The sequence below is a fragment of the Arcobacter lacus genome (assembly GCF_003063295.1).
In the GTDB taxonomy this organism is placed as follows: domain Bacteria; phylum Campylobacterota; class Campylobacteria; order Campylobacterales; family Arcobacteraceae; genus Aliarcobacter; species Aliarcobacter lacus.
In genome coordinates this window covers 208,116-234,070 of sequence record NZ_MUXF01000019.1, presented here as the reverse complement: position 1 = coordinate 234,070, position 25,955 = coordinate 208,116, and the positions used below count along the sequence as shown (strand labels likewise).

Here is a 25,955-nt window from a genome sequence, read left to right as displayed (position 1 = left end):
TTTATGGAGCTAATCTTGATATTGACCAATCTCCATTTTCTTTAAGTTCATATAAAAATCTATCGTGAAGTCTATCTTGTCCACCTTGCCAAAACTCTATTTTTGTAGGTTTGATGATATATCCTCCCCAAAAATCAGGAAATGGAACTTCACCTTTTACAAACTTTCTTTTTATTTCATCAAACTTTTGTTCTAACAAACTTCTTGAACTTATAACTTGACTTTGATGAGAAACCCAAGCTCCAATTTGACTACCTTTTGGACGAGAAAGAAAATATTTTAACGATTCTGTTGTTGAGATTTTTTCAATATTTCCTTCTATTTTTACTTGTCTTTCTAAATCAAGCCAAGGAAAAAGTGCAGCAGCTTTAGGATTTTCTTCTATTTGTTTTGCTTTAGTACTTTTATAATTTGTAAAAAAAACAAATCCTTTTTCATCGAAAATTTTTAATAAAACAGTTCTAATACTTGGCATCATATCAGTTCCAACTGTAGATAAACTAAAAGCATTTGGTTCTGTTAATTTTGCTTGAATTGCTTCATTAAACCAAATTTCAAACTGTTTAAAAGGATTTTGATCTAAATCTTTTATATCTAAACCTTTTGTCGTATATTTTGCTCTTAAATTAGTTAAATCCAAAATTTATCCTTTAAAATTTAGTTATTTTTTTAATAACTATGAAAGATTTAAAAAAATTATTATATAATTGTATTCTATTATATAAAATATTAGGAGCAAATTATTTGAGTTTTACAAATATTGAATATTTATTATTATTTTTACTCCTCCTTCTTATTATTTTTCTTATTTTTAAACTAAAAGAGTTTAAAAATATAAAAAAAGAAAACCATATTTTAAAACAATATAATGAAGCTACAAAAGATAGTAACATTATTTCAACAGCTGATTTAAAAGGGAATATTACATACGTAAATGAAAGATTTTGCGATGTCTCTTTATATACAAAAGAAGAAGTTATAGGAAAACCTCATTCTATCGTAAGAGGAGAAGAGGAAGATGAAATTTTTAGAGAGTTATGGGAAACTATAAAAAGTAAAAAAGTTTGGTATGGTGTTTTAAAAAACAGAAAAAAGAATGGAGATTTTTACTGGGTAAATATCAATATTCGTCCTATATTAAATGAAAAAGATGAAGTTATCGAATATATCGCTATTCGTCATGAAATAACAGACTTAGTACTAAAAACTGAAGAATTAAAAAGAAATTTGAGATTTGACTCTTTAACACATATTGGAAATAGATACAAGTTAATAGAAGATGTTTCAAAATATATAAATCCTTGTATAGCTATGTTAGATATTGTTAGTTTTAGTGATGTAAATGATTTTTTTGGTTATAAAACAGGTGACAGCGTTTTAAAAATTGTAGCTAGAAAAATAGAAGAACTTTTAATAGATAAAGAAAATTATGCAATTTATAGAGATCATTCTGATGTTTTTTGTATTATTGCTGAAAATGAAGATAAAGATAAATTTTTAAAAAATATAGAATATATATCAAAAACAATAGGTAAAGTTTCTATTTCAATAAAAGGAAGAGAGTTATATATTCAACTTAGTTATGTTTTCTCTTTTGAACCCAAAGAAAATTTATTAGAAACTGTAAATATTATTAAAAGATATTCTAAAACAAATAAAAATACTATTATTTATGATAGAGATTTAGAGTTAGAAAAAGATTATGAAAAAAATATTTTTTGGACTTTAAAAATTAAAAAAGCATTAGATGAAGATAAAATAGTTCCATATTTTCAGGCAATTTACAATTTAAAAACAAATAAAATTGAAAAATACGAAGCTCTTGTAAGATTGATTGATGGAAATAATGTAATTTCTCCATATTATTTTTTAGATATATCAAAAAAATCAAAGCAATATTTACAACTTACAAAAACAATGATTGAAAAAACTTTTGAGTATTTTAAAGATAAAGATTTTGAGTTTTCTATAAATTTAACTTTTGAAGATATAAAAAGTGAGTATATTTCATCTTTTATAATTGAGTTACTAAAAAAATATAAAATAGGGCATAGAGTCGTATTTGAAATAGTGGAAAGTGAAGGTATAGATAGTTTTAGGAAAATAAATGAATTTTTCGTAATTATTAGAGAATATGGTTGTAAAATAGCAATTGATGACTTTGGTTCAGGATATTCAAATTTTGAGTATTTAGCAAAATTAAATGTTGATTATATAAAGATTGATGGTTCTTTGATAAAAGATATTTTAATAAATACAAGTAGTCAAAATATTGTCTCAATGCTTGTTAATTTTGCAAAAGGGCAAAAAGTAAAAACTATTGCAGAATTTGTATCAAATAAAGATATTTTAAATAAGGTTAGAGAATTAGGTATCGATTATGTTCAAGGTTATTATATAAAAGAGCCAATAGCTTCAATTGACGGTTTAAACGACAGTATAAGCCTAAGAGAATTCTCTTAAGTTTATAATTAATCTTCAAAAATATTAAATAACATAAGTTTTAAATCCATTTTCATTTTTGCTGATAAAACTTTTTTATTTGAATAAATATAAAAAGGAACAGTATTTCTCATAGAGTGTTTTAATCTTTTTCTTAAAGTTGAAATCTCATCTATATTTATAAGTTCATCTCCATCATATAAATAAAAATCTTTTGAAATACCCAAACTAAAAGAAACTATTTGATAAGCAAAAAAGAGATCTTCATCTTCATATTTTTTTATAAAGTCATCTAACGCATTTTGAAGTTTATTAAGTCTATTTTGCGTGATGTATCCAAAACTTTCTCTAAATTTATATCTTTCAACAGTAGAAAAATCTAATACTTTATAAAACTCATTTAGATTTTTCCAAGGACTTCTAAATCTTTGTTTTCCAAATAATACTTCTTCAAAGCAGTATAAATATTTCATATCTTCTTTTGTTAGTGTTTCTTTACTTTTTATGTCAAAATATCTATTTTTAAATAAAGATATGAGCCAATTTTCATCAAGCATAGAGATTGTATCAAGCTCTTTTTGTTTATTTTGATTTTTAAAATTCCAAAGCATAGAAATAGAGTTTGATAGTTTTTCTTCATCTTTTTCATCTTCAAAATATTTTGTTGCTAAATATTGAACAACGTTTTCAAGTAAAGAGTCAGTTTTTGCTATTCCATGATTAAAGATTACTTTTTTATAAAGATTAAATCTCATTTCTAACATATGCTCAATATCAATTAAACTCATATCAAAAAAACTCAAATAAAACTTATCTTCTTTTTGAACTAAAACAGCTTGTTTTGTAATACGAATATGGTCATTTGGTCCAGTTATATAACCACTTGCTAACATATCACGATTTATATAATCAAGCCTATCTGCATCAACTGTGCTATTTATAAACTCATGTAAAACTTTAAAATCAAAATCTTCATAAGTTATCTCTTCTAAAATCAAAAGTGATAATTTTTTGATTAATTTTAAATATTCTTTCTCTTGCGTTTTAAAAATTAGTTCATCCAATTCATAATCAAATAAAAGTTTTAAAAGATTCTCTCCAATAGCTTCATGTAATACATCTTTACAATTTTTAGTTATTTCTTCATAATTTTCTTTAAAAACAAGTTCTTTTTGCAAAAGAATTTCTTGCTTTTCTTCTTTTATTTTTATTTTGTCATAGACTTTTTTTAAAGCATATTCAACTTGATGTGAAAAAGGTAAATGCCCAACATCATGAAGTAAAGCAACTATTCTTATTGTTTGTAATAAAAGAGTGTAAGTTGCTCTTTGAGATTTTGATTTTGTTGGAATTGTAAATTGATATAAAGCTTTATTGTCAAAGTATTCTAACTCTTCGATATTAATATTTAGATTTTCTTCTTGTATTATTTTTAAAATAGCTTTTTTTGATATAGATAAAAAATTGTTTTTAGTTTTTTTATCTGCATTTAATAAAGCATTTTTAAACATAAATGAGCTTAAGTGCATAGTTCCTAAACTATGAATAAATCTTTTAGTTGTAATTGAGGGATATGAAAAATATGCTAAAGCATTTTGTGTTATGAATTGTAATCTATTTACAATTTTTGTTTGAAGCATTTTTTCTTCAAGTTTTGTATATTCTATATGATTGTAAATAGTATCATTTATTAATCTATTTTGTATTTTTAATCCTTTAATTTTATTAAACTCAATTATACTATGAATTAAATAGGATTAAAATTATAATGTACGTGGAATTTGTGATGAATGATGATGTAAAATTGGATTTGGTTTTGAAAGGTCTATTACATAACTAAATCTAGCTTCAAAATTTAATAATTCACCATCAACTGCAAAACGCCAATTGTAAATACCACTTAAAATAGAAATACTATTTTGCAGGTTTTGTATAATAAGAGTTTTTTCATGCAAGGCAATACTAAGCTCTTCTCGACTACCAAGTTTTTCAAAATAATTTTTTAACTTATCAGGTGTATTTAGTAATCTATTTGAAAATGTTGGAATTAAAACAGCATCTTTATCGTATAAACTAAGAAGTTTTTCAACATTACCATTATTAACCGATTGCATCCATTGTTCTAAAATATCTTTAGGGTTTTTTATCATTGTTTTTCCTTTATATTTAAATTAAAATTATTTATTCAATACTCCAAAGTAAAGTTTTACCAGCAAACATTGGAACTACTTGTTCAGTTTCATTACTATAAATCTCTGGAACTATAAAATCTTTTTTGATTAAGTTAACTTCTTTTTTTATAGGCATTAAATTATAAATTCTTTGTGCATTTAAACTTACAAAATTATTTAGATTATCTAATTTTTTATGCTTTTCAAATAATTCTGTTAAAACTTGCAGTGCTATTGCTGAAGAAAAAATACCTGCTGCACCATCTGCTGCTTCTTTATTATTTTTTGGATGTGGTGCAGAATCTGAACCAAACATTATTTTAGGATGAGTTTCTAATACAACTTTTAATAAAGCATCTCTATCTTCATATCTTTTAACTATTGGTTTACAAAATAAATGTGGATTTAATCTTCCACCAACAACATCATCAAGGGTTAAAAGAAGATGATGAATAGTAACTGTCGCATATAAGTTTTCATATTTATCTAGTAAAGATACAGCTTCTTTAGTTGAGATATGTTCCATAATTATTTTAAGATTTGGAAAATTTATTGCCAAAGATTCATAAATAGGTAAAAACTCTTTTTCTCTATCCATTACAAAACCTTTTGTTTCTCCATGAACACACAAAGGTATGCCTAATTTACTCATTGCTTCAAGAGTTGGTCTTAAAATTTCAACATCCATTGAAGATACACCAGTTTGGGAATTTGTTGTAACACCAAAAGGATAGAGTTTTACTGCAATTATCTCATCTTTTATATCTTCTAAAAATGAATATGTATAATCTACTTGAAAAAATATCGTAAGATAAGGATTAAAATCATCATCTTTACAAGCTTCTTTTATTCTTTTTTTATATGATAAAAGAGCTTCTTTTGTAGTAATTGGAGGAACAAGATTTGGCATTACAAGTGCTCCTGCAAAATCTTTTGATGTTTTAGGAGCTACAAGTTTTAACATCTCATCATCTCTTAAATGAAGATGCATATCTAAAGCAGAGTTTATAATAAATCTTTCCATAACAAATTCCTTTTTTATTTGAACATTTTAACTAAAGAGTTTTTAAATGCAACTAAGTTGCATTTAATTATTGTTTGCTAAGATTCCAAAAATACAATTAAATTATAAAAATAAAAAAGAGTAAATTATGAATATTAATTTTAAAAAATCAAATGGATTAGTTCCAGTTATTGCCCAAGAATATGGAACAAATGAAATATTAATGTTGGGCTATATGAATAAAGAATCTTTTGATTTGACTATTGAAACAAAAATTGTTCACTACTTTTCAAGAAGTAAAAATAGAATTTGGAAAAAAGGTGAAGAGAGTGGTCATATTCAAAAACTAATTGATTTAAGAGTTGATTGTGATGAAGATACACTTTTAGTAATTGTAGAACAAGTTGGCAAAACAGCTTGTCATACTGGAGCAAAATCTTGTTTTTTTAGATCATATTTAAACAAAAAAAATGAAAAAACAATTATTTCTTCTGAAATTGCGAATCTTCCTTCAAAATATGGAAAATTTTTAATAAAAGCTTATAAAGATGGTTGCCAAGAACATCTTGCAATTATGAGTAAAAATTTTAAAGATATTGAGATACCACTTGTTAGAGTTCATAGTGAGTGTTTGACAGGAGATAGTATTGGAAGTTTAAAATGTGATTGCAACAATCAGTTAAATTTAGCATTAGAACTTATTTCAAAAGAAGGTGGTTTAGTTATTTACCATAGACAAGAAGGAAGAAATATAGGTTTAGTAAATAAAGTAAATGCTTATAATCTTCAAGACCAAGGGTATAACACAGTTGAATCAAATCTAAAATTAGGTTTTAAAGAAGATGAGAGAGATTACAGTGCAGTTGAATATATCTTAAAAGATTTAGGACTAAAAAAAATGAAACTTATTACAAATAATCCAAGAAAAATTAACTTTTTTGAAAATAGTGGAATAGAGATTGTTGAAAGGATTCCTTCAATCACAAAAACAAATAAATTTAACGAAAATTATTTAAAAACAAAAAAAAATGAACTGGGACATTTACTTTAAATAAAGAATAATATTATGTTAAAAGAAGAACATATTTATGAAAAAGAACAAAAAGCCTAACATAGTCAAAATTTGTTTAACATAAAGAAAAAATTCGAAAAAAATATTAGTAATGATATTAATTAAAAAATAAGGGAAAAAAAATGGATAATATAAAATTAAAATTAGAAAGTATAATTTTTGAGGTGATGTTACCTGAATCTCAAGCTTTTTTAACTGAATTAAATGAAGAGATTGAAAATGGAAATGAATCAAATGAGATTATTGATGCAAAAAAAGATGTAGAAGCCTTTTTAGAAGAATTAAGTCAAATTCTAAAACTTATTGAAGAAGATAAAATCTCGAATGAAGATGCAGAAATAATGTATGAAAAAATTAGAGCTATGATAGATGAGCATGAAGAAAAAGATCATTAGCCTTATAAAAATAAGAATAAAAAAGATTAATTAATCCTTTCTATTCTCGAATATTCTTTCAGTAAACTGAGCAAATTTTCCTCGAACTGCTTTTTCAAGTTCTATTGCAAACATTTTAATTTCACTATGTGCTTCATTTGTTTGTTTTAATAAAGTTGTTAGTCCATTATTATATTTATTTAGGTATAAATTATCTATTTGCCTGTTTGAACCAATAACTATTGCCATACAACTTTCATCAAGTCTTGATAAGATTAGTTGTGTAGTTTTTTCACTACTATTTTGCCACTCATCCATAATAACAATCGCACCACTTAAAGTTCGTCCTCTTGCTTCTCCTGGCCAAAGTGTTTCTATAAAATATCTTGATTTTAGTTCATCTATTTTTGAGTTTATTGACTCTTGATTTTCTCTGTTTTCACTCTTTTTTAGATGTTTTTTTGCAATAAACTCTAAAGTATCATATAAAGCCATATTATAAATTCTAAATTTCTCTTCATTTCCTGCTAAAAAACCAACTTCTGCACCTTTATCAAGTGATTCTATTGAGTTTCTTACATAAACTATTTTGTCATAAATTCCTAAATCAATTAATCTCATAGAACAAACAATAGACATTAAAGTTTTTCCACTTCCAGCTTTTGCATCAATTACAAGTAAATCGTACATATTTGATAAAATCGCTTTTGCAAATAGTTTTTGTTTTATGTTTACTGGTTTTATATTTAATGCTTTAAAATCATTTTCTTTTAAAGTATCTATTTTGCCATTTGTTACTATTGCATATTCAATATTTCCATCACTACTTTCAAATGAATAAGAAAAATTTTGCATTTCATAATCTTCATCAATCAAAGTAATGTCTTTATTTTCTAAACTATTAAAAAGTGAAGAATCTAAATTTATATTTTTTACAAAATTAAATGTTGGAACTGTTGATTTATCATCGTGTAAGGTTTCAGCTTTTATATTTTTAAAAATAGCAAATGTTCTTGCATAAACATCTAAAGATAAAAAGATAGTTTGACAGCCTTTATAATACTCTTGAGCTATTGAAGCTACTTCAATTATTCTTTTATCATTTGATTCAGAAAGATGAACTTGTTCAATCTCAGTTTCATATTTATCTTTTGAGATAATATCAAGATTTAACTCATCATTATAAAGTTTTACAACTTTAAAGTCTGATTTATAATCAACTTCTTTGATTTTCATTTTAGCTAATAGTCTTGCAAACTCTCTTGAATAGTACCCTAGCTCATTACTTAACTTTTTTTTATCCTCTAATTCAAGAAGTACAGTTTCAGGGATAACAATATGGTTGGTTTTATTGTCTGATATTTTGTAGAGATTTTGAAGGTTTTGTAAAATGATATTTGTATCTAGTACATATACTTTTTCTTTCATAGAAAAATTTTAGCATAAATTTATAACAGTTGAGTTACAAAACTTAGGAAAAATTCCTAAGCTCTTGATAGTTTTACTAAAGAGTTTATCATAGCTATTGCTGACTCTTCATTTAGTGGTTTATCATAAGTAGTTAAAATTTCTCTTGCTAAGATATTTGCTCCTAAGTGTTGGAACATAATTCTCATTGCTTGAAGTCCTTTTACTCCACCACCACCACTGTGTGTTGCTAATCCTACAATTTTTTCATTAAAAGCATCTCTCCAGTTTTTTGTTGCTCTTGAAGTCCAAGACATAGCATTATTTAAAACTGGTGGCATAACTCCATTGTATTCTGGTGCAACTATAATAAAAGCTTTTAAATCAATAATTTTTGTAGCTAAATCCAAAGCAGATTCTGGGATACCATTTTTTTCTTCTTCAATAGTGCTATATAAAGGTAAGTTGTAATCTACTAAATTTATTACTTCAGCTTCACAATTTTGACTTTGTGCTAACTCTTTTAATTTAAGAGCTAATTTTTGATTATTATTTGAACTTGCTACTAATATTCCTATTTTTGACATAAATTTCCTTAAAATTTTTTTTCAGCGATTGATTATATCAAACTAATTTTTAATATTTATTTTTTGATAAAAAAATTTAATTAACAATAAAATTGATATAATAATTTTTAATATTTCACAATTGGTTTATAAAGTTACAAAATGAAAATGTCAAAAGAAGAACAGTTTTTAAAGATTATAAAGTTTATGCCCTCAGTTTTTGTTGTAGTTTTTTCTATATTTATAATTTTATTTTTGTATTTTGAAAATAAAAAAACTTTTACTAAAGAAAAAAAAGAGATAGAAGAAAAATATATTTTAAAAAATAAAGAAATAATAAAAGAAGAAGTAACAAAAGTATATGAATTTACAAAAAGACTTCAAAAAAATACAGAAGAAGAGTTAAAACAAAACGTAAAAAATAGGGTTTATGAAGCTCATGCAATTGCTTCAAGTATTTATGAAAATTATAAAGATACAAAAACTAAAAAAGAGATATTTGAACTTATAAAAGTCGCTTTTGATAAGATAAGATTTAATGATGGAAGAGGTTACTTTTTCATGGATGATACTTATGGAAATAAATTGTCTCATCCTGTTGATAAAAGTATTGAAGGTAAAAATTTTATAAATTATACAGATGCAAGAGGTTATAAACTTTTTCAAAGTATTGTAAATACAATAAAAGATAAAACAGAAAGATTTGATGAATATTATTGGTATAAACCAAATACAAATGGTGAAATAGGACGTAAAATATCTTTTTATAAATATTTTGAACCTTTAAATATAGCTATTGGAACTGGAGAATATTTTGATGATTTTGAAAAAACAATTCAAAAAAAAGCTTTAGAATATATAAGTATGATTAGATTTGGAAAAGCTGGATATATTTTTGTTATTAATTATGATGGAATATATTTAAGTCATATAAGAAAAGAGTATATAGGTAAAAGCTATACTGAAAATCTAGCCATAGGTAAAAATGAAAATATCGTTCCTGATATGATAGAAATTGCTAAAAATGGCAATGGTTTTTACTCTTATATCCAAAATAAACCTAACTCAGAATCTCAAATGGAAAAAATAAGTTTTGTTCAAGGTATGAATGATTGGAATTGGCTTATTGGAACTGGTTTTTATGAAGATGATTTAAAGCAAGAAATTCTTGAAGTTAAAGAAAAATTGGATAAAAGTTATGAAAAATATGTAGCAAATATCATTATTGTTGGAATAGTTTTAATTGTATTTTTATTGATAGTTTCAAGATATGTTTCAATTTTTTTAGAAAATAAATTAAAAGAATATAAAAAAGAGTTAGATAATAAACAAGCAATTTTATATCAACAATCAAAAATGGCAGCAATGGGAGAAATGATAGGAAATATTGCACACCAATGGAGACAACCTTTATCTATAATTACTACTGCAACAAGTGGTATGGTTTTACAAAAACAAATGGGTGTTTTAACTGATGAATTTTTCTTTGAAGCTTCAGATAGGATAAATCATTCAGCACAATATCTTTCAGAAACAATAGATGATTTTAGAAACTTTTTTATACCAAATAAAGAAAAATCAAAAGTAAATTTGCTAGAAGTATTTAAAAAGACTTTAGATTTAATATCAGCTCAATTTAATTCAAAAGAGATAAAAATCATAAAAAATATTGAAACAATTGAATTTGAAAGTTATGAAAATGAGCTTATTCAAGCTTTAATAAACATCTTAAATAACTCAAGAGATGAACTTATAAAAAAAGAAAATGAGAGATTTATTTTTGTAGATGCTTATAAAAATGATGATTATATAAACATAGTTATAAAAGATAATGCTGGTGGAGTAATAAAAGAAAATTTAAACAAAATCTTTGAACCATACTTTACAACAAAATATAAAAGTCAAGGAACAGGAATAGGGCTTTATATGACAGAAGAAATTATTACAAAACATCTAAATGGAACTATTGGTGTTGAAAATGTAGAATTTACTTACAATGATAAACAATACTTTGGTGCACAGTTTACGATAAAAATTGATTTGAATAGTAATTTGAAATAAGATTTATAAAAAAGATGGTGCGAATGGTGAGAATCGAACTCACACTCCGAAACCGGAACGGGATTTTAAGTCCCGCGCGTCTACCTATTCCGCCACACTCGCACAGTGTGTAATAAAAATCAAAAGTGGTGGTTCGAGACAGAATCGAACTGTCGACACAAGGATTTTCAATCCTTTGCTCTACCGACTGAGCTATCGAACCATTTACTTTTGAAAAAGTGGTGGTGAGAGAAGGATTCGAACCTTCGAAGCCGTAGGCGGCGGATTTACAGTCCGCAGGATTTGACCACTCTCCAACCTCACCATAAAAAAACTTAAACTAATTGGATGGGGTAGAAGGATTCGAACCTTCGAGTGACGGTACCAAAAACCGTTGCCTTACCGCTTGGCGATACCCCAATAATTTAAGTGGACGCAATTATATACTTAAAATAATTAAACTTAGCTAAAGAAATAACATAATTATGAATAAATTTTAAAAAATTTATTCATAAGGAGTTGGAATTGGAGGAAATTGTTCAAAAGATTTTTTTATAGCACTTGAAATAGAAGCTTTATACTTTTGATTTTGTGAAGGATTTGAGAACTGTAAGAACTCGATACTTCCTTGTTCTGTTTTCTCTTTTTTATAAACGTAAGCAACTTTTTTACCTAATTTTATAGCATTTTCATATAAAGCTTTTGCATATTCATTTATATAAGGGAACTCTTTTTCTTTTATTTTATCTCCCCAACAAAAAAATACAAATTTTCCAGCAGGTATAAAATTTGCAGCATCAAGATACATAATATCTCTATCAAACTCTGTATTTTGAGCTGAGTTATATCTTTCTAAATCTTCATTAAACTTTATGAGTAAAGTTGAAGCATCAATATTTCTTTCTATTAAGTTGAATAGATTTTTTATCTCTACTATTTTACCTTTACAAGACTCTCTCATAGCTTGTTTAAACACAGTTATATAGTTTTCAGCTTTTAGTTCTATTAGTTTATCAAAGTCTTCAAAATCTTGTTCTAATAGATATTTATTTGAATCAAATCCCATTGGAGTTACAACCGGATTGTATAAAAATACAGTTCCAATGATATTTTGTTTTCTGTCTTTTGTTGTTTTTATCAGATTTTTGAACTCTTTTACTGATATTTCTTCACCTTCTTCGTTGAAGTACATATAACTTTGAGTTAAAAATATCTCTTCATATTTAGTTTGTATCTCTCCAAAATACTGCATTTATTGTTTTCCTTTTTGATATATTTTAAAATCCCCACATTGTTGGATTAGTTCTTGATAATATTTTGTATTTCCAAAATCTTGTTTTAGAGTATCAAAATATTTTGCTCCATTTTTTTGTAAAAATGTTTCGTATATTGTTCCATAATTATATTTTGATTCACCGTAATATTGCCATCTATCTTTTTCATTACTTAAATCAGCAAGTGCAAGATAAACTTTTGAAATCATATAAGTCAATTTTGCTTGGAACTCTTTTTCTTTTGAATTTTCTAAAGCGATATTGTAGTGTTTTATTGCTTTTTCTAACTTTTCTTTTTGTAGAAGGGGTGAACCAATAGAGTAGTTACTTCTATAAACAGTAGTAATTCTATCTGAATTTCCAAAATAACTTAGGTTATATAAAGCATTTGCAAAAAGATAGTTATCCATTACACTTTTTGGATTTTTTTCAAGTTCTGTTTTTATAACAATCATTTTTGTTAAAAACTCTTTTATAGTTAAAACATCTTGTTTACCTGTTCTGTTGTTCCCTTTTATAAAAGTATTAAAAGGATTAAATTCGATTTTTTCATTTAAAAAAGCAGTATTTGTTTCTAAAGCTTCTTGAAATTTTAAGTTATTTATCAAAAGTCTAGTTTTTGTAGTATAACTATCATTTTTTGCTTGTTTAGAAAAACTTTTTTGCATATACTCTTTTAGTTTTGAATCTGGAGTTGATTTCATAAAAATTTCAAATTTTTCCATCAACTCTAAATCAAAAGCTGACATATCTAAATAGTTTATATATTTTGATAAAAAGGCATTAAATTTATCATTTTGTTTTTTATATAATTTTTCTAAAATTACAAAAGTATAATCATGAATTGATTGAGAAGTGTGATCTTTTTTTGTAAGTTCTGTCATTTTAGTATAAATTTCATTTTCTGTTTTTATATCGATTTTTTCTAGTTTTTCTAAGTATAAAATATATGCTAATGTTTGTGCTTCGTGTGAGTCTGGATATTTTTCTAATAACTCTTTACTGTATTTTGAAGCTTCTGCATAATTTTTTTGGAAGATATTAAAGTAAGAAAGACTAAGATTTACTAAATACATATCATCTCTTTTTATAGTTTTTAGAAATTCAATATATTTTTTTGGAAGTTCTATTACTGTTTCTTCATTTTGATTAAAAAATAGTTGATAATTTAAAAGTTCCCTAAAAAGGACAAAATCAAGCCATTTCGAGTTTACATCTACTTTTTTAATATTTTCTAACTCTTCTAAAATATTACTTTCAGGTTTTAAACTTCTAAGAGCATAAAATTTTGTTTTTTCTTCATTGTTTTGGGCTTTTGCTAAAAGTTCATTCCATTGTTCATTTGTTTTTATGTGAAAAAAGTTGTAATAGCTTAAATGTGAGTTTATTTTACTTTCATCAAGTAATTTTGAGAACTCATAAACACCTTTTACTGTTTGTCCATTTTTTATCAAAGCACCTGCATAAATACCTTGAATCCAGTCTTTTACGATAGTTTTTGTATCATTTTCAAGTAGATATTTATATTTTTCATAGATTTTTAAAGGCTCTTGTTGTTTAAAGTGAGCAAGTCTAAAAGCTAAATAAAAATATCTAAGTTTTAAATATTGAGAAGTTGTTTTATCAATATTATTTAAAGCTTCATCTATATAACCTTCGCATCCTGTTGGAACAGGTTTATAATAGTCATAAGTTACACAATTTTCTTGTTTTTCTACAAATTTTATATATTCTGAAACTTCATTATCTCTTAAAAGGTTTAGATTTTTTCTTTTATAAATAAAATCTTCTATATTTTCAATAGAGTATCTATTTTTTAACTCTTCTTTCCACTCTTTTAGATTTGCTTCTTTATTTTTTCGTTCATATTCATAAATAATTGTATTATAAACGGCTGCTTCATCTAAGTTTGAATAGTTTGCTAGTGGGGAATTTCTATCATCTAAAAATATAAACTCTTTTTCATAAGGATCAATCCAATATCCGCAAGAAAATAAGTTTATATTTAATATAAATATAAAAAATAGAGCTCTTAAAATCATAAATTTCCTTTTATTAAATTGTTTAAATCGTATTTGTTTTTATATTTTAAAGTGTAAAAAATAACTTCATCATATCTATTTTTTGATAAATCTAAAAAATCTTTTAGTGCTATTTTTATATCTTGTTCATTTGAGTTTTCAAGACGAAATATATCATCTTTGTATATATATCTTCCCTTAAAGTAGTGGCTATTTAGAACTTTATATCTGTTATTTTCTAGTTTTTCAAAATCATTATTGAAATCTTTTTCTTCAACTCCTTCAAATAAACTTATAGCTTTTTCTTCTCTAAATTGAATAGCTTGAGAATAAAGTGGAAGAGCAAGTTTTAATTTTAGAGGATAAACATCAAAATTGTAGTGATATTTTTTTGCAATTTCATTATCTAAAATAGAGTTTTTTGTATTAAAATCACCAATGCTTGACATATTGTAATACATCAAAACTCCATAATCAACTGGTGGAATACCTGTTTTTGTGTAGTATTTTATTTGATGAAGTCTTATAGTTGCACTTATTGTTTTATTTAATTTTTCTTTTAAATCTTCAAGTAAATTAAAGTAGTTTGATCTTGTGCTTAAACTCCAATCACAATCTATTTGAATTTCATCAAATTTGTAGTTTTTTAAAGTCTCTAAAATCACTTTGCTAACTAAAGAATAATCTACATTTTTCATAGTTTCATTTGTGATATAAATAACTGGAATAAAGTTTTTTGGAGTTTCTTTTATATTTGTTTTTAGTAGTTCTAATTTCGTAGAAAAATTTACATCTAAAACTTTTATATAAAGTTTTTCATTTATATTTTGTTCTTCAAAGCTATTTTCCCAAGAGTAAAATGAGATTTGAATATCTTTTGTTTGAGTTTTATTGTAACTAAAAACAATAAGAGCAAAAACTAAAATTAGGCTTATTAAAATTACTATTTTTTTCATATATTTTCACTTTCATTATATTTATAATCTAACTGTAAATTTGCTAGAGAAATTGCACTTTTTACTCTAGTACTTGCTACATAATAGATATTTAACTCTTCATTTATTCTTTGAAAAGAGAGTTTGTTTTTTGTATTTAAAATATCTTTTTTAGAGATGAAATCATCAGCCATTAAAACTTGTTCGTACTCTAAACCTTTTGATTTGTGAGCAGTTGTAAAGATAATATCTGCATCTTTTTTATCATTTACTAAATGCTCTTTTATCTTTTTATTTATCTCAAAAATATTATCACCATAGGCATTTATAAACTTTATTATATTTAGATAATCTTGATTTTTTGTATCTTTTGCAAAAGTTTCAAGTTCATTTATTGTTTCAAAATCTTTTATTTCATCTATTGTGATTTTGTCATTTTTTTTCTGTTTTAAATAAAAAATAGAATATACAGTTTGATTCATAAATGAATAAGAGTTATATCCACCTTCAAAATATATTTTTTTCTTTTGATGAATATAATAAACTAACTGTTGAATCAAACCAAAAGTTGTTCTAGCAATAATACAAAAAGGTTTAGAAAAATCTATAAATTCTTTTCCAATTTTTGTATTTTGTTCCATTCCAAAAATATTTAAAAGATTACTTGAGTTTAGCTCATAAAGATTGTTTAAACTTGATTGTAGAAATTTTGCATAGTTATTTCCAAATCTAAAACTCTTTGTTAGATGAAACGCTGGTAAATCAACTTTATTTAAAGCATTTGTAGCAAATCTAAAACTATAAATTTGTTGAAAACTGTCTCCAACATAAATTCGTCTACAATTTTGATTTTCAATAATTCCTATCATCACATCGCTTATATCTTGTGCTTCATCTACTAAAATTAAATCATAATTTAGATTTGTAGAAACCTTTTTATTTAGATAAAACATTTTTAGATAAAAATCATGTGTTGCATCAATAACTTTATTTTTCATACTTGAAAGTAGTATTTTTAGGTGAGCTAAAACTCTTTTTTCATTTTTACCTATAAGTTCTAAAATCTTTGCACTTAAATCACTTTGTTTTTTATAACTATCAAGAAGTTTTGAATCAAGATTTATCAAAGAAGAGTTGCAATAAAAAGTTATTAAATCTTTTACTAAAGCTGTATATTCCAAGCTTGGAAAATAGTTTTTTTGATTTGTTTGAAACTCATAAGTTGTGATAACTTTTTCAATAATGTAGTTTTTCAAATCATTTGTTAGATTGTAGTTATATGCTTGAATCCTATTATAAGCAAGTGAGTGAATAGTGCTAACGTGCAGATATGGAAGATTATAATTTTGTAGTTTTTCTTGAAGTGAAACTTGCAAAGATTTATTGTAAGCAAGGTATAAAATCTTTAAATTTGAGTTTTTTTTTGCATATTCAAGAAGTGTTGTAGTTTTTCCACTTCCTGCTACTGCATTTATTTTAAAAGATAATTCTTTACTGTTTATGATTTTTTCTTGCTCTTTTGTTAATTTCATTTTGGAATTTTAGCAATAAACTTTAAATAGTAGATAAATCTTTATAAATGAAAATGTATAATCATATCAAACAAAGGAGACATGATAATGAAAAAAATAGTTTTAGCTTTGCTAGTTTTGGTAATTTTAGTAATCACAATAGTATTTTTATATCCTTCTGAAAATAATAATGAACTAAATTCAAAAAATTATCAAGAAACAGCTACAAAAAAGAATGATCCAAAATTTCAAAATGATTTTGGAAATATGTATGCAAATGGAACTAATGTTCATCAATCGTATGAAGAAGCTGTAAAATGGTATGAGAAATCAGCAAATCAAGGTTATGCAGAAGCTCAATATAATCTTGGAACAATGTATCAAAATGCTATTGGAGTTGAACAAGACTTTAAAAAAGCTATAAAATACTATAAACAAGCTGCTGCACAAGGGCATGTTGAAGCAAAAGAAAATCTTGAAGCAATTTGCGAAGAAAATCCAGAACTTTGTAAATAAAAGTAAAACTTTGTTGGGTATAAATACCCAACAATTTTCTATAAATTACAATCCTAAAAGAGTAGGAAACCATCTATAAACGATAAATAAAAGTAAAAATCCAAATAAAAAGATAAGTCCTAAAATAGATAAAATTTCTAAGAATTTACCATTTTTTAAATCAGTAGGAAGTTTTGTACTTTTTACTAATTTATAATTTAAAAGTGCAAAAACTGGTGTTGTTGTAAAAGATAAAATCATCGCAAAATCAAGCATCGCTCTCATAGAACTTGTAAAATAGACAATTATTAAAAAACCTAAAATACTTATAACTATTGTCCATATAGCCACACTTTTGTTATTTGCTGATTTGTTGTGTTTTATTAATGAAAAAGCTTCTGCAATAGCTCTTCCATAACCATCAATAACAGTAATAGATGTTCCAAACATACAAGCAAAGGCAATAAAAGCTATCAAAGGTCTTGACCAATCACCTATTACAGATGTGTACATAGATACAAGTTGATGAGAAAATGCTATACCATCTTTAAATTCATAAGCACTTCCATGTAAAACTAAAGCACCAAGAGCTAAAAAGAATACAGCTAAAATTGCTGTTGATATATATCCTACGTTGAAGTCCATTAAAGCATTTTTAAAGTTGATACTCTCTTGTTTCATTTGGCTTTTTAACCAAAGAGAACCAATACTTGATATTTCTATTGGTGCTGGCATCCAACCTGTTAAAATAACTATAAATCCTAAACTAGCTAAAGTCCAAGGTGAGGGAGAGATAAAATCTTCAACAACACTAACTTCTTTTGTAGCTGCCATAATTACAGCCAATATTGTAGAAATACTTAGAGTTATCATAATAATCTTTGATACATTGTTTAAAAGATGATATTTCCCTGCAATAAGAATAAGTAAACATCCAAAAATAATAATAAAACTAAGCAGATTGATAGTAAGTTTTATAGGAATAAAATAGCCAAATAAACTTGCAGCAAACATTGATACAGCAGCAGTATTTACAACAGCTGCAATTATTGCTAAAACTGTAAATAGCCAAAGCCAACCATTTCCTAATGTTGCATATCCTTCTATTAAACTTTTTTTGGTTGCCATTGTATATTGAACATTTGATAAGAAAAATGGGTATTTAAAAAGATTTACTAAAAGTATAAAAATAGCCAAACTCCAACCATATAAAGCCCCTGATTGTGTCGAAGAAACTAAGTGCGAACCTCCAATAGCAGCAGTTGCCATTAAAATTCCTGGTCCAAATATTTTATAAATATTTTTTAACTTGTTAGTCATTTAAACTCTTTTCATTAAACTTGTAAGCGTAAGTTTTGTGTTAGATTTAAACAAGAATAGATATTTCTTGTAATTTTTTAAGAATAATATCACATAAACTTTTTAAAAGTTCTTCTATATTTGAAATAATGTTTGAAAAATAATATATTTTATATTACAAATTGAAATAAATTTTCATTCACTTTTTTAAAAACTATATAATATTTTTATGTTTATACATTTAGATATTGATTGTTTTTTTGTTTCTGCTGAGAGGACTTTGAATAAGAGTTTACTTGATATTCCCGTTGCTGTTGGAGGAAGAAGTAGCAACGATATATTTTCAAGTAAAAAAATACAAAGAACTATCGCTACAAATAGAGCAGCTTTTTCAAGTAAGATATTATCAAACGACACACACAAAAGTTTTAAACAGTATTTTGTAGATGAAAATGGTCGAATAAGAGGAATCATCACAACTTGTTCTTATGAAGCTAGAAAGTTTGGTGTAAAAACTGCAATGAGCGTAAATGAAGCTTTAAGACTTTGCCCAAAACTCAAAATGATACCGCCAAATTATTCTTTATACGATGAATTATCTAATAAATTAAAAGATTTATTAGAAAAAGAAGTACCTTTGATAGAACAATATTCAATAGATGAATTTTTTTGTGATGTTAGTGGATATATAAAAGAAGATGAGATTTTAGAGTTTGCACATTTTTTGAAGAAAAAAATATTAGATGAGTTGGATTTACCTATTTCAATTGGTATTGCTTCTACAAAATATCTATCTAAACTTATGACGGAGTATGCAAAACCAAATGGAATAAAATATGTAAGTAGTCAAGATATGCCAGAGTTTACAAAAGATATTCCAATAGAAAACTTTTCAGGAATTGGAAAAGCTCTTTGTGAAAAACTCAAAGGTTATAATATAAATACTTTAGGCGATATAAGAAAAAATCAAAAACTTTTTTACTCTTGGCAAAAAAGTGGTATAGATTTATATAATCGTGTTTGTGGAATAAGAGATAATAAATTAACTATTCAAAGAGAGAGAAAATCTTTAGGAATAGGGCGAAGTTTTGATGTTGTTTTTGATAGAAACGAAGTTAGAAGAAGAGTTATGATTTTAAGTAGATATTTATCTTTTATTATAAAAAAAGAAAAAGTAAATCCTCTTTCTTATTCGATACTTATAAGATATGAATATGGAATAAAAGTAAGAGATTATATAAATGTAAATAGACTGTTTAATGAAGTTGATTTTAAAGCTGAGATGATAAAACTTTTTGAAGTCGTTGATAGCCATAAAACTCATGGAGTAATCCAACTATATATTACAGTTTTTAATTTTACAAAATCAAATGATTTTACAGCCAATCTTTTTGACTATGAAGAAGAGATAAAAAAACAAGCTTTGACAAATCAGATGCAAAAACTAAGGCTTAAATACGGAGTTGATATAGTAAAAAGTGCTTTTGAAATCTAAAAATAAATAAAATATCTAATCGTTAAAATAGTCAAAAGAAAAATATTATCTTTTGTTGATAATCATTATTAATTTTATTTAAAGATTTATTGTTTTAAAATTCTTTTTTTATAAAGGAAACAATATGCAAAACACAATTAAACTAATGCGATTATCTTTAGGAATAATTTTTGTATGGTACGGAATGTTGAAGTTTTTTCCAACACTAAGTCCAGCAGAAGATTTGGCTATAAAAACTATCGATATTATGTTTTTTCATCTAATTGATGGAAGTTTATCTATCAAGCTTTTAGCTATTTTAGAAGTAGCAATAGGAATAGGATTTTTAAGTGGTTATTACACAAAACTTGTAACTATAATCTTTTTAGGTCATATGTTATGTACTTTTGCTCCACTATTTATACTTCCTGAATTGTCTTTTACACACGCACCTTATGCTTTTACTTTGGTTGGGCAATATATTGTAAAAAATATAGTATTTATTTTGGTTGGAGTTATGATTTATCAAAATGAAACAAAAAGAGGATACAAGTAGTTTTAGAGTAAATGCACCATTAAGCAAGATTACAAATGCAAATTTGTAATAAATAAAAAAGGTTATAAAACCTTTTTTATTCGATAGTTAAACTTTTATAAAACTCTCTATATTTAGTATCTTTTTCGTCTCTTGCTTTCATAGCAGCTCTTGGGTGTTCGTTTAATTGACCAGTTATCATATAAGGAATACTATATCCCCAATCAAGTTCTTTTTCAAGTGGTACGATATACTCTTCAATAAATTTTAAAACAGGCATTAGTTTATATTTTGGATTTTTCAAAAAGCCAATTAAAAGTTCAAGTGGACAGTTTCCTGCACCTCTTCCTAATCCTGAAATTGTAACATCAAGGAAACTTGTACCATAAATCATAGATTCTAAAGTATTTGCATAAGCTAATTGAAGATTGTTATGTGCATGAATACCTACTTTTTTACCAGATTTTTGTGCAAAACTTAGATATTTTTCAGTTAATTTTTTGATTTGTTCAGGATAAAAAGAACCAAAACTATCAGCTATATAAATAACATCAACATTTGTTTTAGATAGTTGTTCTAAAACTTCATCAAGTTCATCATCAAAAGATTTTGAAATAGCCATGATATTTACTGTTGTTTCATAACCTTTTGCATGAGCATCTTCTATTAGTTCAATAGCTGCAGGGATTTGGTGAATATAAGTTGCTATTCTTATCATATCAACTACACTTTCACTTTTTGGTCTAAGTTCTTCTTTTAAACTTCTTCCAATATCACTCATAACAGCGATTTTCATATTTGTTTTATTTTCACCAACAATTCTTCTTATATCTTCTTCTTTACAGAAATTCCAAGGACCATATTCAGCTTCACTCATAATAGTTGGAGATACATTTTTCCCAATTTCCATATAATCAACACCAGCTGCAAGACAAGTTTCATAATGTGCTTTTACAAATTCATCGCTAAAATGGTAGTTATTTACTAATCCACCATCTCTAATAGTACAATCAAAAACTTTTATATCTTCTCTAACCGATAGTATTGAACCTTTTTTTTCAATCATTACTGTTCCTTGATTATTTTATAATTGTTTATATATTATCTAAAAGCCACTTAATAAGATTTAAGTGATAGAACTTCTTCTATTTTATTGTAAGAGTAAAAAGCAAAATCTTCATTTTTCTCTTTTATAGCATTTACAGCCATTCTATCTGCTAGTTCATTTCCTTCTATTCCACTATGACCTTTTACATGGATTATCTCTATTTTATTTTTTATTTTCTCATATAAATAGTGTGCTTCTTGGATAAGTTCAAGGTTTTTTATTTCACCACCTTTTTTACTCCATCCATTTTTTTTCCAAGAGTATGCCCAAGTTGTAATACAATCTATTGCATATTTTGAATCTGTAAAAATAGAGATTATATTTTCACTTGTTGTTTGAGAAGCAATAGTTAAAGCCTGAAATAAAGCATTTAATTCAGCTATATTGTTTGTTCCATTTTCAACATAAGCACCATAAAGTAAAACAGGATTTTTTTTATTTGAATAAACAGCAAGTCCACTTCCAGCATTTCCAGGATTTCCACTACAAGCTCCATCGCAATATATTTTTATATGTTCTTCTTGTTCATCTATATTTTCAGTTTTTTCTTCAATTTTTGGAGTATAAACTTTGGCTTTTATGTTGTTGTGTTCTAAAACAGTATGATAGTTTTTTATGATTTGTTCTTGAATACTAGTAGAAAAATTACCTCTTAAAAGCATAAGCAAATTTATATCATTTTTTGATATATCTTGTTCTAAAGCGATTTTTTTCCAATCTTTTTCATCTGAATTGATTTTAAATATTTTAAATTGTTCTTCATTTAAAGAGTTGTTATATGTAATTAAATCCAAAAAGTTATTATCTATTTTCATTTTTATTCTTTATAAAATTTTTGAAAGTATACAAAAAAAATCTATAGGAGAAACTTTTTAAAATGTATAAAATAATATTACAACTAATATATAAAAATAATCTTTTTTTAGGTTATAATAATTTAAATCAAGAGAAGGAGTGTATGATGCTTTCAAAATTGTCGATAAAACAAAAACTAATTCTAATAATGTTGATCCCTTTAATAGTGGTGATATTATTAGACGCAAAATTAGCAGTTGATTCTTTTAGTGCTTCAAGAAATTTAAAAGCTTTAGATAATGTAGTTGAACTTTCTACAAAAATTGGAGCATTAGTACACGAAGCACAAAAAGAAAGGGGAATGACAGCGGGTTTTTTGGGAAGTAAAGGAGAAAAATTTAAAACAGAACTTCCAAATCAAAGAACAAAAACAGATGAAAAAATCTCTGAGTTTAAAACATTTTTATCAACATTTGATAAAAGTTCTTATAATCCTGATTTAATGGAAAACTTAGATAATGGAATAAAAAAGTTAGAAGAGTTATCAAATGTTAGAAATAGTGTAAATACTTTATCTATGACTGCTCCAGTAGCTATTGCTTATTATACAGAGACAAATAAGTTATTTTTAAATGTAATTGGAACAGTTATAAAGTTATCTACAAATGCAAATGTATCTCAAGAATTAGTTGCTTATATGAATTTTTTACTTTCAAAAGAGAGAGCTGGTATTGAAAGAGCAGTTGGAACAAATACTTTTGCAAAAAATGCTTTTGATTTAGAGTTAAAAACAAAGTTTTATACATTAGTTGCAGAACAAAATGCTTATTTAGATTCATTTATGAAAGTTAGTACAAAAGAGGCAATTGATTTTTATAAAACTACAATGCAAGATAATTCAGTAGAAGAAGTTGAAAAGATGAGAAAAATTGCATTGTATAGTGGTAAAGAATCAGATTTTAATGTAGATGCAAATTATTGGTTTAAAACAATCACTGAAAAAATAAACTTATTAAAAAAAGTTGAAGATCATTTATCAGAAAACTTAATTTCAACTATTAGAAAAGAGTTAAGTGAAGCTCAAAGAAATATGATAATTTTCAGTTTATTAAGTACTTTTGGGATTGCACTTACTATGATTTTAGCTAGAACTATTGCTTTTACTATTTTGATAGATGTTGATTCTGTAAAAAAAGGAGTTGAAAATTTCTTTGCTTTTATCAATTTTGAAAAAGATGATATAGAACTAATCAAAGTAAAATCAAATGATGAATTAGGAATTATGTCTAAAATAATAAATAAAAATATAGAAGAAACTAAAGTAAATGTCAAAAAAGATAGAGATTTGATAGCTGATACGATAAGAGTTGCAAACTTAATCAATAAAGGGCATTTAGATGCAAAAATCGAACAAGGTACTAATAATCCTTCTTTAAATGAGTTAAAAAATATTATAAATGAGATGTTAGAGACTTTAAATACAAATATTTCAAATATTTTAAAAGTTTTAACTTCTTATTCAAAACTTGATTTTAGACCAAAATTAGCAGAAAATGATCTTGGAGGAATTATTAAAGAGTTAGAAAAAGATGTAAATATTTTGGGAAATGTAATCACTGAAACTCTTATTGAAAATAAAAAATCGGGATTGATTTTAAGTAAAAATGCAACTATTTTAAGTACAAATATGAATAAAATTGCAACTGCTGCGAATTCTCAAGCAGCTTCATTGGAAGAAACAGCAGCTTCACTTGAAGAGATTACTTCAAATATTACAAACAACAATCAAACTACAATTAAAATGGCAGATTATGGAAATAAAGTAAAAGAATCTATTACTTTAGGACAAGATTTGGCAAATAAAACAGTTATATCAATGGATGAAATAAATACGCAAACATCAGCAATTAGTGAGGCAATTACAGTAATTGACCAAATAGCATTCCAAACAAATATTTTAAGTTTAAATGCAGCTGTTGAAGCAGCAACTGCAGGTGAAGCTGGAAAAGGATTTGCAGTTGTTGCAGGAGAAGTGCGAACACTAGCTAGTAGAAGTGCAGAAGCAGCAAGACAAATAAAAGCTTTGGTTGAAAATGCTCATAAAAAGACAGAAGAAGGTAAAGAAATAGCTTCTAATATGATAGAAGGATATAGTGAATTAAATGAAAATATTTCAATGACACTTGACTTAATAAGCAATGTTACAGTTGCAAGTAAAGAACAATCAACAGGAATGGTTCAAATAAATGATGCAGTTAATAATCTGGATCAAATAACTCAATTAAATGCACATAGCGCTTCAGAAGCAAATCAAGTAGCTCAAGAAACTTTCAGTATATCTAAAAGAATTATCGAACAAGCAGATGCAAAAGAGTTCGATGGGAAAGATACAATTAGGGTTTAATAACTCTAATTTGTATTTATATATTTTATGGAATAAAACTTTGTCTAGTTTTTATAAAAATAGTTGTGTAAAAAATCTCTCTTAAAAATAAAAATAAAGAGATAATCAAACAAGTCATTGCTAAGATAAATAAAATAGCTATAAATAAAGAGTCTTTAAACTCAAAAATTGCACTTAAAAACATAGTTAAGATTACTAAAGATATAAGTAATCCTGTACTTGTGCCAAATAAAATAGCTAAGTTTGTATTTCTCATTCTCATAGTTAAAAATTTTCTTCTTTGTTTTATTTTTTCAGCTAATATCACATCATCTTTTAAAGATTCAGTCTCTTTTTCAAATTTGTCTAATCTGTCGATTTTATCAATAATTCTTGAAAGTCTAGATGTAAAAACATTTAGAAGTCCAGCAAGTCCAGCAAGTAAAAAAACAGGAGCAACAGAAAGTTGAATAAGTTGTGAAACACTATTTACGCTATTTACATCAATTTGGTTTATCATATTATTTTCTCTATTTTAAATTACATTTTCCGAATTTACAACGAAAAACTTTAATAATCATATAAATAAAAAATAAAACAATACCAATTTCAAATATTTTATAAATTATTTCCATAATAAAACCTATTTTACTTCATCTATAATTTTTAAAAGTTCTTCTTGTGTTTCTTGTGCAACTTCTAGTAAATCAGGATTTATATCATCAACTAATTGAATTAAAGAATTCATTGTGATACATGTTTCTCCATCTTGAGTGTAAACAGCAATTTTACAAGGCATAATAGAAGAAAGAGATATATCTTCACTTAAAAACTTTTCTGCAACAACAGGATTACAGATATCAACAACTTGACAATCATTTTTTAAATCAATTCCTTTTGATTTTAATGTCTCTTTTATTGTATGAACATGTTGAACACCAAATTTATACTTTGGAGCTATTTCTTTTATTGAATCAACAATTTGTTGAACACTTTTTGTTGATGTTTCTATATATTGCATATTCTTCCTTTTTTATTTTGTTGATTATA

General features: G+C 25.4%; 23 protein-coding genes, 4 tRNA genes and 1 pseudogene. 9 read left to right on the top strand and 19 right to left on the bottom strand.

What is annotated here, in order from left to right; translation table 11 throughout:
• Position 1: 1 nt before the first annotated feature.
• Positions 2–640, bottom strand: a complete 639-nt coding sequence (pdxH, locus tag B0175_RS09870) for a pyridoxamine 5'-phosphate oxidase (RefSeq protein WP_108528403.1) — start codon at positions 638–640, stop codon at positions 2–4.
• A 104-nt stretch (positions 641–744) separates the two neighbouring features.
• Between pdxH and B0175_RS09865 the strand changes: the two genes are divergently transcribed.
• Positions 745–2,463 (top strand): EAL domain-containing protein, encoded by a 1,719-nt coding sequence (locus B0175_RS09865; RefSeq protein ID WP_108528402.1) that lies wholly within the window; start codon positions 745–747, stop codon positions 2,461–2,463.
• A gap of 8 nt (positions 2,464–2,471) precedes the next feature.
• On the opposite strand, the gene B0175_RS09860 is transcribed toward B0175_RS09865, so the two are convergent.
• The 3 genes from B0175_RS09860 to pyrC all read right to left on the bottom strand — a co-directional run bounded on the left by B0175_RS09860 (position 2,472) and on the right by pyrC (position 5,637).
• Positions 2,472–4,082, bottom strand: coding sequence for an HD domain-containing protein (locus tag B0175_RS09860; protein ID WP_108528401.1), 1,611 nt, complete (start codon positions 4,080–4,082; stop codon positions 2,472–2,474).
• Positions 4,083–4,205: 123 nt separating this feature from the next.
• Positions 4,206–4,592: a DUF4440 domain-containing protein gene (locus tag B0175_RS09855; RefSeq protein ID WP_108528400.1), complete on the bottom strand. Its 387-nt coding sequence runs from the start codon at positions 4,590–4,592 to the stop codon at positions 4,206–4,208.
• Between the two features lie 31 nt (positions 4,593–4,623).
• Entirely contained in the window at positions 4,624–5,637 is a 1,014-nt protein-coding gene (gene pyrC / locus B0175_RS09850; protein ID WP_108528399.1) for a dihydroorotase, read from the bottom strand.
• Positions 5,638–5,764: 127 nt separating this feature from the next.
• On the opposite strand from pyrC, the pseudogene hisI reads away from it, so the two are divergent.
• From hisI to B0175_RS09840, 3 genes and pseudogenes are all read left to right on the top strand, one after another.
• Positions 5,765–6,088: pseudogene (gene hisI, locus B0175_RS11375) on the top strand (phosphoribosyl-AMP cyclohydrolase); the annotation flags it as partial.
• A 9-nt stretch (positions 6,089–6,097) separates the two neighbouring features.
• A complete protein-coding gene (gene ribA / locus B0175_RS11370; protein ID WP_265735071.1) occupies positions 6,098–6,667 on the top strand; it encodes a GTP cyclohydrolase II in 570 nt (189 codons plus the stop codon).
• Between the two features lie 143 nt (positions 6,668–6,810).
• On the top strand, positions 6,811–7,083 hold the full coding sequence (locus tag B0175_RS09840) for a DNA repair protein Rad50 (protein WP_108528397.1): 273 nt from the start codon (positions 6,811–6,813) through the stop codon (positions 7,081–7,083).
• Positions 7,084–7,113: 30 nt separating this feature from the next.
• On the opposite strand, the gene B0175_RS09835 is transcribed toward B0175_RS09840, so the two are convergent.
• Both B0175_RS09835 and B0175_RS09830 read right to left on the bottom strand, forming a co-directional pair.
• Positions 7,114–8,490: a PhoH family protein gene (locus B0175_RS09835; protein WP_108528396.1), complete on the bottom strand. Its 1,377-nt coding sequence runs from the start codon at positions 8,488–8,490 to the stop codon at positions 7,114–7,116.
• Positions 8,491–8,546: 56 nt separating this feature from the next.
• The gene (locus B0175_RS09830; protein WP_108528395.1) at positions 8,547–9,056 is read right to left on the bottom strand and encodes an NADPH-dependent FMN reductase; all 510 of its coding nucleotides are present in this window, start codon (positions 9,054–9,056) and stop codon (positions 8,547–8,549) included.
• A 141-nt stretch (positions 9,057–9,197) separates the two neighbouring features.
• On the opposite strand from B0175_RS09830, the gene B0175_RS09825 reads away from it, so the two are divergent.
• On the top strand, positions 9,198–11,096 hold the full coding sequence (locus tag B0175_RS09825; RefSeq protein ID WP_108528394.1) for a sensor histidine kinase: 1,899 nt from the start codon (positions 9,198–9,200) through the stop codon (positions 11,094–11,096).
• A 15-nt stretch (positions 11,097–11,111) separates the two neighbouring features.
• Here the strand turns inward: B0175_RS09825 and B0175_RS09820 are convergent.
• From B0175_RS09820 to B0175_RS09785, 8 genes are all read right to left on the bottom strand, one after another.
• A tRNA-Leu gene (locus B0175_RS09820) sits at positions 11,112–11,198 on the bottom strand.
• A 24-nt stretch (positions 11,199–11,222) separates the two neighbouring features.
• A tRNA-Phe gene (locus B0175_RS09815) sits at positions 11,223–11,298 on the bottom strand.
• 17 nt (positions 11,299–11,315) lie between these two features.
• A tRNA-Tyr gene (locus tag B0175_RS09810) sits at positions 11,316–11,400 on the bottom strand.
• A 20-nt stretch (positions 11,401–11,420) separates the two neighbouring features.
• A tRNA-Gln gene (locus B0175_RS09805) sits at positions 11,421–11,495 on the bottom strand.
• Positions 11,496–11,580: 85 nt separating this feature from the next.
• Positions 11,581–12,327, bottom strand: coding sequence for a hypothetical protein (locus tag B0175_RS09800; protein WP_108528393.1), 747 nt, complete (start codon positions 12,325–12,327; stop codon positions 11,581–11,583).
• Positions 12,328–14,391, bottom strand: a complete 2,064-nt coding sequence (locus B0175_RS09795) for a hypothetical protein (RefSeq protein WP_108528392.1) — start codon at positions 14,389–14,391, stop codon at positions 12,328–12,330.
• A complete protein-coding gene (locus tag B0175_RS09790; protein WP_108528391.1) occupies positions 14,388–15,326 on the bottom strand; it encodes a hypothetical protein in 939 nt (312 codons plus the stop codon). Before B0175_RS09790 ends, B0175_RS09795 begins: the two co-directional genes overlap by 4 nt.
• Entirely contained in the window at positions 15,323–16,837 is a 1,515-nt protein-coding gene (locus B0175_RS09785; RefSeq protein WP_108528390.1) for a UvrD-helicase domain-containing protein, read from the bottom strand. Before B0175_RS09785 ends, B0175_RS09790 begins: the two co-directional genes overlap by 4 nt.
• A gap of 87 nt (positions 16,838–16,924) precedes the next feature.
• Here B0175_RS09785 and B0175_RS09780 point away from each other — a divergent pair, with 87 nt between their 5' ends.
• Positions 16,925–17,332 carry a tetratricopeptide repeat protein gene (locus B0175_RS09780; RefSeq protein WP_108528389.1) on the top strand — a complete coding sequence of 136 codons (408 nt, stop codon included), beginning with the start codon at positions 16,925–16,927 and terminating at the stop codon, positions 17,330–17,332.
• Positions 17,333–17,377: 45 nt separating this feature from the next.
• On the opposite strand, the gene B0175_RS09775 is transcribed toward B0175_RS09780, so the two are convergent.
• On the bottom strand, positions 17,378–18,631 hold the full coding sequence (locus tag B0175_RS09775) for an NRAMP family divalent metal transporter (protein ID WP_108528388.1): 1,254 nt from the start codon (positions 18,629–18,631) through the stop codon (positions 17,378–17,380).
• 208 nt (positions 18,632–18,839) lie between these two features.
• On the opposite strand from B0175_RS09775, the gene B0175_RS09770 reads away from it, so the two are divergent.
• Both B0175_RS09770 and B0175_RS09765 read left to right on the top strand, forming a co-directional pair.
• Positions 18,840–20,105, top strand: coding sequence for a Y-family DNA polymerase (locus tag B0175_RS09770; protein WP_108528387.1), 1,266 nt, complete (start codon positions 18,840–18,842; stop codon positions 20,103–20,105).
• Positions 20,106–20,229: 124 nt separating this feature from the next.
• Positions 20,230–20,640, top strand: coding sequence for a DoxX family membrane protein (locus tag B0175_RS09765; RefSeq protein WP_020848184.1), 411 nt, complete (start codon positions 20,230–20,232; stop codon positions 20,638–20,640).
• Between the two features lie 76 nt (positions 20,641–20,716).
• Here the strand turns inward: B0175_RS09765 and B0175_RS09760 are convergent, their stop codons facing one another.
• Both B0175_RS09760 and B0175_RS09755 read right to left on the bottom strand, forming a co-directional pair.
• Positions 20,717–21,685, bottom strand: coding sequence for an aldolase catalytic domain-containing protein (locus B0175_RS09760; RefSeq protein WP_108528386.1), 969 nt, complete (start codon positions 21,683–21,685; stop codon positions 20,717–20,719).
• A gap of 50 nt (positions 21,686–21,735) precedes the next feature.
• Complete coding sequence (locus B0175_RS09755; protein ID WP_108528385.1) at positions 21,736–22,542, bottom strand: ribonuclease H family protein; 807 nt, start codon at positions 22,540–22,542, stop codon at positions 21,736–21,738.
• A 146-nt stretch (positions 22,543–22,688) separates the two neighbouring features.
• Here B0175_RS09755 and B0175_RS09750 point away from each other — a divergent pair, with 146 nt between their 5' ends.
• Entirely contained in the window at positions 22,689–24,926 is a 2,238-nt protein-coding gene (locus B0175_RS09750; RefSeq protein WP_108528384.1) for a methyl-accepting chemotaxis protein, read from the top strand.
• A 25-nt stretch (positions 24,927–24,951) separates the two neighbouring features.
• On the opposite strand, the gene B0175_RS09745 is transcribed toward B0175_RS09750, so the two are convergent.
• A complete protein-coding gene (locus B0175_RS09745) occupies positions 24,952–25,425 on the bottom strand; it encodes a DUF2721 domain-containing protein (RefSeq protein WP_108528383.1) in 474 nt (157 codons plus the stop codon).
• A 123-nt stretch (positions 25,426–25,548) separates the two neighbouring features.
• Positions 25,549–25,926 carry a DUF302 domain-containing protein gene (locus B0175_RS09740; protein ID WP_108528382.1) on the bottom strand — a complete coding sequence of 126 codons (378 nt, stop codon included), beginning with the start codon at positions 25,924–25,926 and terminating at the stop codon, positions 25,549–25,551.
• Positions 25,927–25,955: the final 29 nt, after the last annotated feature.